We start from the raw sequence: 13,465 nt of genomic DNA, 5'->3' as shown, positions 1-13,465 counted from the left end.
TCGTCGCGGCCCTGAAAGAAAAATGAAGAAAGAAAGCGAAATTCGGCTCGGCCTACATGCCGAAGTAGATGCCCTTGGATTGCTGGTACAGGCGCAGCCCGCTCACGCCTTTTTCGCGGCCAATGCCGCTTTGCTTGAAGCCGCCGAAAGGCGTGGAAATGGAAAGCTGCTTGTAGGTGTTGATCCAGACGCTGCCTGCTTCCAGGCGCTTGGCCACGCGCCAGGCGCGGCGGTAGTCCGCCGTCCAGATGCCGGAGGCCAGACCGTAGACGCTGTCGTTGGCCTGCTCGACCAGATCGTCTTCGTCGTCGAAGGTCAGCGCGCACAGCACGGGGCCAAAGATTTCTTCGCGCACCACGTGCGCGTCGCGCGCCAGTCCGCCCAGGATGGTGGGGCGGTAGAACGCGCCGGCTTCAAGCGCGGCGCCGTCCGGTCGCTGTCCGCCCAGCAGCACTTCTGCGCCATCGCGCTTGGCGGCGTCGACCATGCCTTCGATCTTTTCGCGATGGGCAAATGATGCGATCGGACCCATCTGCGCGCCAGCGGCATCGGGCAGGTCCACCTTCAGCTGACCCGCGCGCGCCACCAGTTTTGCGATAAAGGATTCCGCGATGCTCCGATGAACATACAAGCGCGAACCCGCCACGCAAGACTGCCCGCTGCCTTCAAAAATGCCGCCGATCACGCCGGCTATCGCGGCGTCTTGATCGGCGTCATCAAACACGATGTGCGGCGACTTGCCGCCCAGCTCCAGCGCCACCGGCATCAGCTTTTCGGCGGCGGCGTGGGCAATGGCCCGGCCGCTGGCGGTGCCGCCCGTGAAGGACACCATGCGCACGCCGGGATGTTCGACCAGGCGGCGGCCCACCGTGGACCCCAGGCCCGTGACCACGTTGAGAATGCCCGGCGGCAAGCCCGCTTCCAGGGCGATGCGGCCCAGCGCCAGCGCGGGCGAGGACGTCACTTCGGAAGGTTTGAGGATGACGGCGTTGCCGGCCGCCAGCGCGGGCGCCACCTTCTGCGCTTCCATCGTCAGCGGTGAGTTCCACGGCGTGATCGCCACCACCACGCCATACGGGTCGTAGTGCGTCATGGACAGGTAGTTGCCGCGCGCTGGCGTGACTTCAGCGCCCAAGGTTTCGCACACGCCCGCGTAGTAGCGGAAGGTGGCCGCGGCGCTGGCCACCTGCGTCTTGCATTCGGCCCAGACCTTGCCGTTTTCAATCATCTGCAAACGCGCCAGCAGGTCCGCGTGTTGTTCCATGCCGTCGGCAATGCGGCGCAGGATCGCCGCGCGCTGGTGCGGCAGCATGTCGCGCCAGGCGGGCTGGCGCTGGGCTTGCCAGGCCGCTTCCACGGCCTGGTCCACCTGTGCATCGGAGGCCGCGCTGATCAGGTAGTTGTGGGCGCCGTTGGCCGGGTTGACCGACGCGAATGCGGCATCGCCCTGGGCGATCCATTCACCGCCAATCAGCATGGATTTAAGGGTTTCCGAGGATTCGGACATGACGGGTTGTTCCTCTCTTGATGGAAATTCCGGACCGGCCGTGCGCCGTCCGGATGCATTTATTCGTTGACAGGCTTCGTGCGAAAAAATATAAAATAGAATAAGCGTTCTGTCTACTGGAACGATAAGAATATACAAACCGTCATTCGATGACAAGAGGAGACCTCTCGATGCAACGCAATTGGTTGTGCGCCCTGGCATGTGCCACGACGCTGTTCGCGGGAACGGCAGTCGCCGATTCCTATCCGTCCAAACCCGTGACGATGGTGGTGCCGTACCCCGCGGGCGGGGCCACCGACGTGGTGGCGCGCGCCGTGGCGGAAAAACTCACGCAGGCCTGGGGCCAGAGCGTCATCGTGGAAAACCGCGCGGGCGCGGGCACCACCATCGGCGCCAGTTCGGTAGCGCGCGCCAAGGGCGATGGCTACACGCTCTTCATGACCACGTCCGCCCATACCATCAGCGGCCACCTGTACAGCAAACTGAACTACGACCCCGTCAACGACTTCAGGCCCATCACCTTGGTGACCAAGGTGCCGCTGGTGCTGGTGGTCAACCCCGATATTCCGGTCAAGACGCTGCCCGAATTTCTGGCGTACCTGAAAGAGAACAGCGCGTCGGTCAACTTCGCATCGCCCGGCAATGGCACGGCGCAGCACCTTAGCGGTGAACTGTTCAAGATCGCCACGCAATCGCGCATCACGCACGTGCCGTACCGAGGCGATGCACCGGCCTTCACGGACCTGGCGGGCGGGCAGGTGCAGATGATGCTGGCCACGATCACGTCGGCCTTGCCCTTGATCGAATCCGGCAAGCTGCGGGCGCTTGCCGTTGCCAACGGCAAGCGGGTGCAGGCGCTGCGCGACGTGCCGACCCTCGCGGAAGCCGGCATGCCCGGCTTCGAGGCGGCCACCTGGTTCGGCCTGTTGGCGCCGGCATCGCTGCCGCAGGCCCAGGCGCAACGCATCTATGAAGACGTATCCAAGATCGTCGCCACGCCCGCCATGCAAACGCGCATCGAGGCCATGGGTGGCGACGTGGTGAACAGCACACCGCAGGCGTTCGCCACGTTCATGGCGCAGGAACAGAAGAAGTGGGGCCAGGCCGTCAAGGCGTCTGGCGCCGTCGCCCAGCAGTAAGCGCAACCGCGCACGCAAGCGTCCGTAGCCCCGCGCCGACGTAGCGCGGGGCACGGCATCAGGCAACCTCGGAGGAGACACATCATGACCGTTTCAACATGGCTGGCAGCAGGTGCGATCGCGTTATCCACGGCCGCGCCGATTGCGGCAAGCGCCGCGGACTATCCCAATGCCCCAGTGAAGTTCGTTGTGGGCTTCAGCCCCGGCAGCACCATCGACACCGTGGCGCGCATCGTCGGTGACGCGCTGTCCACCCGCATGGGGCAGTCGTTCGTGGTGGACAACAAGACCGGCGCCAACGGCATGATCGCCGCGCGCGCCGTGGCGCAGGCCAAGCCGGACGGCTACACCATCCTGGTCAGCAATTCCAGTTCCATCACCGTCAACCCCTTGCTCTACAAGGATCTGCAATACGACCCCTTGAAGGATTTCGCACCGGTAACGACCGTGGTGTCGGTGCCCTTCATCCTGACCATCAACGCCGAGAACCCGCGCGTGGCGGGCGTGACCGACGTCAAGTCGCTGGTTGCGCTAGCCAAGAGCAAGCCCAACACCATCAGCTATGGCTCGGCCGGCAACGGCAACCTGATGCATCTGGCCGGCGCGCAGCTTGCCGCCATGTCCGATGTGCAGATGCTGCATGTGCCGTACCGGGGCGCGGCGCCGATGGAGGCAGGCTTGCTGTCCAAGGAAGTCGACTTCGGTTTCGACACCTTGTCGGGCGTGCCGCTCATCAAGGCCGGCAAGCTGCGCGCGCTGGCCGTGTCCACCGCCAAGCGCTGGCACGACCTGCCGGACGTGCCCGCCGTGGCCGAGCTGGGCTATCCGGATTTCGACATCTCGTTCTGGGTGGGCATCTTTGCGCCGGCCGGCACGCCGCCCGACGTGGTGGACCGCTTGAACCGCGAGATCGCGGCGGTGGCCAAGGACCCCGCCGTGCGCGCGCGGCTGGCGGCGCAGGGCAATCCGTCCACGCAGTCTCCGCAGGCTTTCCGGCAGAAGATCGCCGACGAGCTCAAGCAGAACGAAGCGCTGATCAAGCGCGCCAACATCAAGATTGATTGATTCGGCATCGACTGAACCGGCGGCGCATGCCGCCATCGCAACAGGCAGGGAGGAGCACAAGGTGTCCTGGGATAAAGAACTGCAAGAACTGGCGTTGCGCAAGGAGTTGGCGGCGCGCATGGGCGGCGAGGCCAAGGTGCGCCGGCATCGGGAAGGCGGCAAGCTGCCGGTGCGCGAACGTATCGCCACCATGGTCGATGCGGACTCGTTTCGCGAAGTGGGCGCGCTGACGGGCAGCGGCGAGTACGACTCCGAAGGACGCCTGACCGACCTGACGCCGTCCAATCTGCTGATCGGCCGAGCCAAGGTGGAAGGGCGGCCGGTGGTGGTGGCCGCCGATGATTTCACTGTGCGTGGTGGCGCCAACGACGGCGCGGTGGGCGACAAGCTGGTCGAGGCCGAACGCATGGCGCATGATCTGCGCCTGCCGCTGTTGCGATTGGTGGACGGCACGGGCGGCGGCGGGTCGGTGCGCAATATCGAAATCAAGGGCCACACCTTGTTGCCCAAGCTGCGCATGTGGCCCCTGATGGCGCAAAATCTGGCCACCGTGCCGGTGGTGTCGCTGGCCTTGGGCTCGGTGGCGGGCCTGGGCGCGGCGCGCGTGGCCGCCAGCCATTACGCCGTGATGGTGCGCGAGACCTCGCAGCTATTCATCGCCGGGCCGCCGGTCGTGGCGCGCATCGGCCAGAACCTGGAAAAGAATGAACTGGGCGGCAGCGACATCCATACCCGCAATGGCGTGGTGGATGATGAAGCCGATTCGGAAGCGGACGCCTTCGCCATGGCGCGCCGCTTCCTGTCGTATCTGCCACGCTCGGTGCATGAGTTGCCGCCGCGCGCGGCAAGCCCCGGCAGCGCTGCCGGCGACCAGGACTGGCTGCGCAACGCCATCCCCAGCGATCCGCGCGCCGTCTACAAGATGCGGCCCATCGTATCGGCCTTGATGGACGAGGGATCGTTCATGGAAATCGGCAAGCGCTGGGGCAGGGCGGTGATCGCGGGCCTGGCGCGTATCGATGGCTGGCCGGTGGCGGTATTCGCCAGCGACCCCTATCACTACGGCGGCGGCTGGGACGGCCCCGCCGCCGAGAAGTTCACGCGCCTGCTGGACCTGGCCGAAACGTTCCACCTGCCTGTCGTGAACCTGGTGGACGTGCCGGGTTTCCAAATTGGCCTGAATGCCGAGAAGGCCGGCGCCATGCGTTACGGCGTGCGCGCCTTGACCGCCGTGGCGCAGTCCACCGTGCCCTGGTGCTCCATCATCGTGCGGAAAGCCTTTGGCGTGGCGGCGGGCGGCCATCAAAGCGCGGGCCGCTTCAATTTCCGCTATGCCTGGCCATCAGCTCAGTGGGGGTCTTTGCCGGTGGAGGGCGGGCTGGAGGTGGCCTACAAAGCCGAGATCGAAGCGGCGTCAGACCCGGAGGCCAAGATGCGCGAGATCGAAGCCCGCGTGCGCGGCCTGACCTCGCCATTTCGCAGCGCCGAAGCCTTTGTCGTGGAAGACATCATCGACCCCGCCACCACGCGCAAGGTGCTGGAAGAGTTCGTGGAAGTGGTGATGCCCTTGCGCGAACCCGGCCCGCGCGCCTTTGGCTATCGGCCATGACACCGCATCGGGAGCGCAAGATGAAACGAGTCATTATTGCCAACCGGGGCGCGGTTGCCCGGCGTGTCATCCGGGCGCTGCGCGCGCTGGGCCTGGAATCGGTTGCCGTGTATTCCGAGGCGGACCGCGATCTTCCTTATCTGCGTGAAGCAGACGCGGCGGTGGCGATCGGCCCCGCGCCCGCCGCGCAAAGCTATCTGAACCGTGACACCTTGCTGCGCGTGGCGCGCGAGACCGGCGCGGACGCGCTGCATCCGGGCTATGGATTCCTGTCCGAGAACGCGGACTTTGCCCAGGCCGTGGAACAGGCGGGCATGGTCTTTGTGGGGCCGTCGCCGCGCTGGATCCGGATGCTGGGGCACAAAACGCAGGCGCGCGACGCCATGGCCGCGCTGGGCATGCCGATGGCGCCCAGCAGCGCGGTGCTGGGCGCTGACCTGGATGCGGTGCGCCAGGCCGCGCAAGCACTGGGTTATCCGGTCTTGATCAAGCCGGCCTCGGGCGGCGGCGGCATCGGCATGATTCCCCTGCACGGCCCGCAGGATGTCGACGCCGAATGGGCGCGGGCGCGGCTGATCGCAGAGCGCAGCTTTGGTGGATCGGACCTGTACCTGGAAAAGCTGCTGAGCAACCCAAGGCATATTGAATTCCAGTTTCTGGCTGACCGACACGGGCAGGTTCGTTGTCTGTACGAACGCGATTGTTCGACCCAGCGCCGTCATCAAAAAGTGCTGGAAGAAGCGCCCGCGCCAGGGCTGGATCGTGCCGCCGTGCAAGACATGGCGACCCGGCTGGAAGGTATGTTGGCCGGCCTGGGCTATGACGTGATCGGCACCGTTGAAATGCTGTACACGCCGGAGTCTGGCTTTTCCTTCCTGGAAATCAATACCCGCTTGCAGGTCGAGCATGCCGTGACGGAAGCGGTGACCGGCGTCGACATCGTGGCCGCGCAGTTGCGGTTGGCGGCGGGCGAGCATATGGAAAGCGTGCTGCCACAGGTGCCGCCCTTGCGGGGGCATGCGCTGGAAGCGCGTGTGTATGCGGAAGACCCCGTGCGTTTTCTGCCGTCACCGGGCGTACTGCGGGCGTTTTCCCCGCCCGACCTGCGCGGCGTGCGCGTGGAAACGGGCTACGCCGAAGGTTGCCGCGTGTCCAGCCACTACGACCCCATGCTGGCCAAAGTGATCGCGCATGCGGCCACTCGGGACGAGGCCGTGGCGCTGTTGAAACACGCCCTGGCGCAGTTCCGCATCGAAGGCGTCAAGACCAACATTCCATTCATGCTGCAGGTGCTGGACGACCCGGCGTTTCGCGCGGGCGAGGTCTGCACTGGCATGGTGAGCCGCATTCTGGAAACGCCGCGCGCAGCGGCGCAGGCGGCCTGATCAAGCCAAGAAACCCAAGCAAGCTAAGCATCAGGGGTTCAAGCCCCGGCATCCAAGGAGAAGACGATGTTCAAAGTGGAAACGCCCGTGGTGGGCCGTGTGGTGGCCGTCAGCGTGCGCAACGGCCAGCGTGTCGAAGCAGGCGATAGCGTGATCAAGGTGGAGTCGATGAAGATGGAAATTCCCGTCGAGGCCGAACGCGGCGGCATCGTGGCGCGCGTGCTGGTGGGCGAGGGCGACGAAGTGGACGAAGGCCAGATTGTGGTTGAGCTGGAGTGAGGCCGCCATGCTGATCCACACAGAACGGACAGAGTCGGGCCGCGTGGCGCTGCTGCGTTTGCGCAACCCCCCGGTCAACAGCTTGAGCGCGGCCCTGCGCGCTGAACTGCACGCGGCGATTCAAGCGGCGCTTGCGGATGAAAGCGTGCAGGCGCTGGTGCTGGTGGGTGATGGGGCCTTCTTCTGCTGCGGCGCGGAGATCCGCGAATTCAATACGCCTATGTCCACGCGTGAACCGACGCTGCGTTCAGTGATCGCGCTGATCGAGGGGGCATCCAAGCCGGTGACTGCGGCGATACACGGCGCGGCCCTGGGTGGCGGGCTGGAGCTGGCGCTGGGGTGCCACTACCGCGTGGCGCTGGGCGGCGCGTCGTTGGGCCTGCCCGAAGTGAAGCTGGGCGTGCTGCCAGGCGCGGGCGGCACGCAGCGCCTGCCCCGGATCATAGGTGTCGAGCGCGCGCTGACGATGATTGCACAAGGCGATGCCATTGACACGGCCACCGCCTTGGACTGGGGCCTGCTTGACGAGGTGTTTGCCGACGATCTGCCGCAACGCGCCGCCGCCTATGCGCTGGCGCATGCCGATGCGCCGCTGGCTGGCCGCAACGTCGGTGCGCGCAAGGTGGCGGCGCCGGCGGACGCGAGTGTGTACGACCGCGCCCGCAAAGAGGCTGCCCGCCGTTATCGCGGTTGCGTGGCGCCGCTGGCCTGCGTGGACTGCGTGGAAGCCGCCGCCAAGACCACGCTGCAAGACGGCTTGGCGGTTGAGCGCGAACGCTTCCTGGAATTGGTCAACGGCAGCCAGTCCAAGGCCCAGCGTCACCTGTTCTTTGCCGAACGCGCCGCCGTCAAACTGCCCGAGGGATGGAAGGCTCGAAGCCCAATCGCCACGGTAGGCGTGGTGGGCGCGGGCACGATGGGCGGCGGCATTGCGATGAGCCTGGCCAATGCCGGCCTTGCCGTGGTGCTGGTTGAACGCAACGCGCAAGCCCTGGAGCGCGGCTGGGCAGCCATCCGCAAGAACTACGCGGCGACAGCGGCCAAGGGCAAGCTGACGGCGGCGCAAGTGGAAGCCCGTCAGGCGTGCATCCGCACGAGCCTGGACATGAATGATCTGCGCGACGCCGATCTGGTGATCGAGGCCGCCTTCGAGGACATGGACGTCAAGCGCCAGATCTTCACCGCGCTGGACGCCATCTGCAAACCCCAGGCCATCCTGGCGTCGAACACGTCGCGCCTGGACATCGACCAGATTGCCGGCTTCACCCGCCGGCCGGCGCAGGTGCTGGGCATGCATTTCTTCAGCCCGGCAAACGTCATGCGCTTGCTGGAAGTGGTGCAAGGCCGCGACACGGACGGCAACGTCATCGCCGCCGTGTTCCGGTTGGCGCGCGCAATGGGCAAGCTGCCGGTGCTGGTGGGCGTATGCGATGGCTTCGTGGGCAACCGCATGGTCAGCCCCTACACGCGCGAAGCGCACTTTTTGTTGGAGGAAGGCGCGTCGCCGTCGCAGGTGGATGGCGCGCTGCAACGTTTCGGTCTGGCCATGGGCCCCTTGCGCATGGCGGACATGGCGGGCCTGGATATCAGTTGGGCGTTTCGCAAGCGCATGGCGCCCACGCGGCCCGCGCACCTGCGCTATTCGCGCGTGGCCGACAGCCTGTGCGAACAAGGGCGCTTTGGCCAGAAGACGGGCAGCGGCTTTTACCGCTACGTAGCGGGTAGCCGCGAACCGCTGGAAGACCCGCAGGTGCTGGCGTTGATTGAGCAATGCGCCCGCCAGGACGGCATTGCCCGCCGCGAGATCAGCGACGATGAAATCGTGCAGCGCACGATGTATGCGCTGGTCAACGAGGGCGCGCGCATTCTGGAAGAGGGTATTGCCCGCCGCGCGTCCGACATCGACGTGATCTATGTCAACGGCTACGGGTTTCCGGCGTATCGGGGCGGGCCCTTGTTCTACGCGGATGAGCAAGGCTTGCCGGCCGTGCTGGCCACCATCCGGCGTTTTCATGAAGCACACGGCGAACTCTGGCAACCCGCGCCGCTGCTGGAACGGCTGGTGGCCGAAGGCAAGCGCTTCGCGGACCTGTAAAGCAGAGGGGCCGCGCATCGGGCGCGGCGTCCTGATAAAAATCGAGGAGACAGCAATGCATACGGAACAGGCCGGCGCCACGGCGCGGGGGCCGCAGGAACAGTACTTTGCCGCCCTGGCCGAGGGCCGCTTCCAGATTCAACACTGCCCGGCTTGCGGCCGGCATCAGTTCTATCCGCGCACGCTATGCATGCACTGCGGCGCGACGGATCTGACGTGGGCGGACCCGGCCGGCACCGGCACGGTCTATTCCTTCAGCATCGTGCGGCGCAAGCCCGAGGCGGGCGGCGACTACAACGTGGCGCTGATCGACCTGGACGAAGGCGTGCGAATGATGAGTCGGGTGGACGGCGTGGCGTTGGATCGGCTGCGGATCGGCATGCCGGTCAAGGCGCGGGTGCTGCGCGACGCGGTCCAGGCACTGGTGGTGTTCGACGCCGTGGAGGCCGCATGATGTCGCTGGAATCAATGCGCGGGCAGGTCGCCATTGCTGGGGTCGGGCATGCGGGCCTGGGCGAAGCGCACGGCTATACCGAGATGGAAGTGTTGGCGCAGGCCGCGTCGCGCGCGGTTGCCGACGCCGGCTTGACCATGCGGGATATCGACGGCCTGGCCACATGTAGTTCGTCCGCCACGATGTGGAGCATGCCGGTTGCCGAATACCTGGGCCTGCGCCCACGCTACATCGAAGCCAGCATGCTGGGCGGTTCTAGCTTCGTCTCGCACCTGTTGCCATCAGTGATGGCGCTGGTGTCCGGGCAATGCAATGCGGTGCTGGTCTGCTATGGCAGCACGCAGAAGACAGCCACCTTCGGCCGCAAGGAAGGCGTCAAGGCACGCACTTTGCTGGACCCGCAGCCATTCGAACATCCGTATACGCCCTTGCAGCCGGTCACGTCTTACGCTTTGGCGGCCGCCCGCCACATGCACCAGTACGGCACCACGCGCGAGCAACTGGCCGAAGTGGCCGTGGCCGCGCGCGCCTGGGCGGCCCTGAACCCCGAAGCCGCAATGCGCGAACCCCTGTCGATTGACGACGTACTGCGCTCGCGGCCCGTGTCGGACCCACTGACGGTGCGCGACTGCTGCCTGGTCAGCGACGGTGGTGGCGCCTACGTGATGGTGCGTGCCGACCGCGCCCGCCAACTACGGCAGCCGCCTGTCTACGTGCTGGGCAGCGCCACGGCGGTGTGGAATCGACAGATCTCGTCCATGGAAGACCTGACCGTGACGGCGGCGGCCGAATCGGGCAAGCGCGCGCTGGCCATGGCCGGCCTGAGCGTGGCGGACGTGGACGTGGCGGAGCTCTACGACGCCTTCACCATCAACACGCTGCTGTTTCTGGAAGACCTGGGATTCTGCAAGAAAGGCGAGGGCGGGGCCTATGTGCATGGCGGCGGCATCGCGCCGGGAGGCCGGCTGCCGGTGAACACCAATGGCGGCGGTTTGTCCTGCGTGCATCCCGGCATGTACGGCATCTTTCTGGTGATCGAGGCCGTGCGCCAACTGCGCGCGCAGGCGGGAGAACGCCAGGTGCCGGGCGCCGACATTGCGCTGGTGCATGGCAACGGCGGCACCTTGTCCAGCCAGTCCACCGCCATTCTGGGCGGCCCGTCCACGCGCTGAGCGGGCCGCTTTCCCATCCAGAAAAAAGGAATTCCATGCTGGATAAAACATTCGATACGCTGGCCGCCGCGGTGGCGGACGTGCAGGACGGCGCGGTCATCCTGATCGGCGGCTTTGGCGCGTCGGGCGTGCCCACCGAACTGGTGTGCGCGCTGCTGCAGCAAGGCGCGCGCGATCTCACCATCGTCAACAACAACGCCGGCAACGGCGAGCGTGGCCTTAGCCAGTTGGTGCAGGCCGGCCGGGTGCGCAAGATGATCTGCTCGTTTGCGCGCTCGTCCGACCGCAAGAACCCCAACGCCGCCGCCTTCGCCGAGGCCTATCGCGCCGGCAAGATCGAACTGGAATGCGTGCCGCAGGGCACGATGGCCGAGCGCATGCGCGCGGCCGGCGCGGGCCTGGGGCCGTTCTTCACACCCACCGCCTACGGCACACCGCTTGCCCACGGCAAGGAAACCCGCGTGATCGACGGCGTGGGTTACGTGCTGGAGTCGCCGCTGAAGGGTGACTTCGCGTTCGTCAAGGCGCGCACGGCGGACCGCTGGGGCAACCTGGTGTACCGCTACGCCGGCCGCAACTTCGCGCCCGTCATGTGCATGGCCGCCACCACCACGGTGGCGCAAGTGGACAGCATCGTGGAACTGGGCGGCATCCCGCCCGAACACGTCATGACACCGGGCATATTCGTCAAGCGAGTGGTGCAGGTGGGAGACAAGCATGGAATATGAAAAGCTCAACCGGCGGCAGATCGCGCGGCTGGTCGCGGCCGACATTCCGGACGGCGCCTACGTCAATCTGGGCATCGGCATTCCGACCTTGGTGTCGGCCTTTCTGCCGGCCGACCGCGATGTGATCCTGCATACCGAAAACGGCATAGTCGGCATGGGGCCGGGCGACCCCGACGCGCCGCTGGACCTGGACCTGATCAATGCCAGCAAGGAAGCAGTGACCTTGTTGCCGGGCGCGTCCATCACGGACCACGTAGTGTCGTTTGCCATGATGCGCGGCGGCCATCTGGACCTGACGGTGCTGGGCGCATTCCAGGTGTCGGCGCGTGGCGATCTGGCCAACTGGGACACCGGCGCGCCGGGCACGATACCGGCGGTTGGCGGTGCGATGGACCTGGTGGCCGGTGCGCGCCAGGTGTACATCACGATGGAGCACGTCACCAAGGACGGCCAGCCCAAGATCGTGCGCGAATGCACCTACCCGCTGACCGGCGCGGGCGTGGTGGACCGCATCTATTCGGACCTGGCCATCATCGACGTGCTGCCGGATGCCATGCGGGTGATTGCAATGGTGGCGGGGCTGCGCTTCGACACCTTGCAAGCCCTGACGGACTGCCCGCTGACGCTCGCTGACGACTGCCGGGTGTTGGCGCCGCAATAAGGTTCGGCTCGTACTTTCCCCGTGTTGACACGGGGATATTTCGATCCTTAGAATGTTCTTATAGAAAGAATAAACGTTCTGTACATAAGAACGATGCATCGGGAAGAGACAATGGAAACCAACGCTATGCCAGCGCAAGCCGCCCTGGACGCGCAGCTTGCACATCGATTCCGCAGCCGTGCGCTGTCGTTCTCGCGGCCACGCCAGGTCAATATGGACCTGCTGCTGCGCTTCGGCGATGCCCCGCTGCTTGTCCGGATCCGCGATGGCCATGTCACCGCCGCTGACGCACCCACGGCGCCGCTGCCGTCGTGCGATGTGTCCTTGCGTGCATCCGCCAGCGCCTGGTCACGCTTCTGGCAGGCCGTGCCCGACGCGGGCTGGCATGACATCTTTGCGCTCAGCAAGCGCGGCGAGCTGATCGTCGAAGGCAACCTGCAACCGCTGATGGCGCATCTGCAATTCATCAAGGACCTGCTGGCGACCGGCCGCGAGGCGCAAGCATGAGCGCCGCGCTGGAACCCATTGTTGGCCGCTATGTGTCGGTTGAAATCGCGGGTCGGCCCTACCGCGTTTATTTCGAAGAAGCGGGCGAGGGCATTCCGCTGGTCTGCCTGCATACCGCCGGCGCCGACAGTCGCCAGTACCGCCACATGATGTGCGACCCCGACATCACCTCGCGTTATCGCGTGATCGCTTTCGACATGCCCTGGCACGGCAAGTCTTACCCGCCGCCCGGCTGGCAGGACGAGGAATACCGCCTGTCCACCGAGCTTTATGTAGAAACCGTGATGGCGTTTTGCCAAGCCTTGGCACTGGACCGCCCGGCTTTGATCGGCTGCTCGATCGGCGGGCGCATCGTGTTGCAGCTTGCGCATCAGCATGCTGATCACTTTCGCGCGCTGATCGGAGTGGAAGCGGCGGACTTCCAACAACCCTGGTACGACACATCGTGGTTGCATCGTGGCGACATCCATGGCGGCGAGGTTTGTGCCGCGCTGGTGTCCGGCTTGGTCGCGCCGCAGTCCCCCGAGGTCCATCGCCAAGAAACCCTGTGGCAGTACATGCAAGGTGGCCCCGGTGTGTTTCGCGGCGACCTGTATTTCTATCGCGTGGATGGTGATCTGCGGGGCCGGCTGGATGGCATCCGCACCGATCGCTGCCCGCTCTTTCTGCTGACGGGGGAATACGACTTCTCTTGCACGCCGGAAGACACCCTGCGCACCGCCGCCAGCATTCCCGGCGCGCAGGTCACCGTCATGCGCGAGTTGGGGCATTTCCCCATGAGCGAAAACCCCCAGCAGTTTCGCGGCTATGTCCTGCCGGTGCTGGACGCCATCGCCCGCCTATAGCGCAGGCATAACCGACGGG

The 13,465-nt window shown here is 65.8% G+C and carries 13 protein-coding genes; 12 read left to right on the top strand and 1 reads right to left on the bottom strand.

Annotated features, from left to right (window positions below):
- Nucleotides 1-52 precede the first annotated feature (52 nt).
- Nucleotides 53-1,507, bottom strand: coding sequence for an aldehyde dehydrogenase (locus ELS24_RS18115; RefSeq protein ID WP_127184945.1), 1,455 nt, complete (start codon nucleotides 1,505-1,507; stop codon nucleotides 53-55).
- A gap of 170 nt (nucleotides 1,508-1,677) precedes the next feature.
- Between ELS24_RS18115 and ELS24_RS18110 the strand changes: the two genes are divergently transcribed.
- The 12 genes from ELS24_RS18110 (at nucleotide 1,678) to ELS24_RS18055 (ending at nucleotide 13,446) form a co-directional block, all read left to right on the top strand.
- The gene (locus ELS24_RS18110) at nucleotides 1,678-2,646 is read left to right on the top strand and encodes a Bug family tripartite tricarboxylate transporter substrate binding protein (RefSeq protein ID WP_127184944.1); all 969 of its coding nucleotides are present in this window, start codon (nucleotides 1,678-1,680) and stop codon (nucleotides 2,644-2,646) included.
- Nucleotides 2,647-2,730: 84 nt separating this feature from the next.
- Nucleotides 2,731-3,711: a Bug family tripartite tricarboxylate transporter substrate binding protein gene (locus ELS24_RS18105; protein WP_127184943.1), complete on the top strand. Its 981-nt coding sequence runs from the start codon at nucleotides 2,731-2,733 to the stop codon at nucleotides 3,709-3,711.
- Between the two features lie 61 nt (nucleotides 3,712-3,772).
- Nucleotides 3,773-5,320, top strand: coding sequence for an acyl-CoA carboxylase subunit beta (locus ELS24_RS18100; RefSeq protein ID WP_127184942.1), 1,548 nt, complete (start codon nucleotides 3,773-3,775; stop codon nucleotides 5,318-5,320).
- Between the two features lie 20 nt (nucleotides 5,321-5,340).
- Complete coding sequence (locus tag ELS24_RS18095) at nucleotides 5,341-6,705, top strand: acetyl-CoA carboxylase biotin carboxylase subunit (RefSeq protein WP_127184941.1); 1,365 nt, start codon at nucleotides 5,341-5,343, stop codon at nucleotides 6,703-6,705.
- 66 nt (nucleotides 6,706-6,771) lie between these two features.
- Nucleotides 6,772-6,984 carry an acetyl-CoA carboxylase biotin carboxyl carrier protein subunit gene (locus ELS24_RS18090; protein WP_127184940.1) on the top strand — a complete coding sequence of 71 codons (213 nt, stop codon included), beginning with the start codon at nucleotides 6,772-6,774 and terminating at the stop codon, nucleotides 6,982-6,984.
- Between the two features lie 7 nt (nucleotides 6,985-6,991).
- Complete coding sequence (locus ELS24_RS18085) at nucleotides 6,992-9,079, top strand: 3-hydroxyacyl-CoA dehydrogenase NAD-binding domain-containing protein (protein WP_127184939.1); 2,088 nt, start codon at nucleotides 6,992-6,994, stop codon at nucleotides 9,077-9,079.
- A 55-nt stretch (nucleotides 9,080-9,134) separates the two neighbouring features.
- Nucleotides 9,135-9,533, top strand: a complete 399-nt coding sequence (locus tag ELS24_RS18080; RefSeq protein ID WP_127184938.1) for a Zn-ribbon domain-containing OB-fold protein — start codon at nucleotides 9,135-9,137, stop codon at nucleotides 9,531-9,533.
- Nucleotides 9,533-10,705 carry a thiolase gene (locus tag ELS24_RS18075; protein ID WP_127186385.1) on the top strand — a complete coding sequence of 391 codons (1,173 nt, stop codon included), beginning with the start codon at nucleotides 9,533-9,535 and terminating at the stop codon, nucleotides 10,703-10,705. The genes ELS24_RS18080 and ELS24_RS18075 overlap by 1 nt, the downstream gene beginning before the upstream one ends.
- 35 nt (nucleotides 10,706-10,740) lie before the next feature.
- Nucleotides 10,741-11,433, top strand: coding sequence for a 3-oxoacid CoA-transferase subunit A (locus ELS24_RS18070; RefSeq protein WP_050445335.1), 693 nt, complete (start codon nucleotides 10,741-10,743; stop codon nucleotides 11,431-11,433).
- On the top strand, nucleotides 11,423-12,094 hold the full coding sequence (locus ELS24_RS18065; RefSeq protein ID WP_050445336.1) for a 3-oxoacid CoA-transferase subunit B: 672 nt from the start codon (nucleotides 11,423-11,425) through the stop codon (nucleotides 12,092-12,094). Before ELS24_RS18070 ends, ELS24_RS18065 begins: the two co-directional genes overlap by 11 nt.
- A 111-nt stretch (nucleotides 12,095-12,205) precedes the next feature.
- Nucleotides 12,206-12,601 carry a hypothetical protein gene (locus ELS24_RS18060; RefSeq protein ID WP_127184937.1) on the top strand — a complete coding sequence of 132 codons (396 nt, stop codon included), beginning with the start codon at nucleotides 12,206-12,208 and terminating at the stop codon, nucleotides 12,599-12,601.
- Nucleotides 12,598-13,446, top strand: coding sequence for an alpha/beta fold hydrolase (locus ELS24_RS18055; RefSeq protein WP_127184936.1), 849 nt, complete (start codon nucleotides 12,598-12,600; stop codon nucleotides 13,444-13,446). Before ELS24_RS18060 ends, ELS24_RS18055 begins: the two co-directional genes overlap by 4 nt.
- The last annotated feature ends 19 nt before the right edge of the window (nucleotides 13,447-13,465 follow it).

The organism is Achromobacter spanius (assembly GCF_003994415.1).
Taxonomy (GTDB): Bacteria; Pseudomonadota; Gammaproteobacteria; order Burkholderiales; family Burkholderiaceae_B; genus Achromobacter; species Achromobacter spanius_C.
Note: the sequence above shows the minus strand (reverse complement) of the source record. Positions and strands in the feature narration are given on the sequence as shown.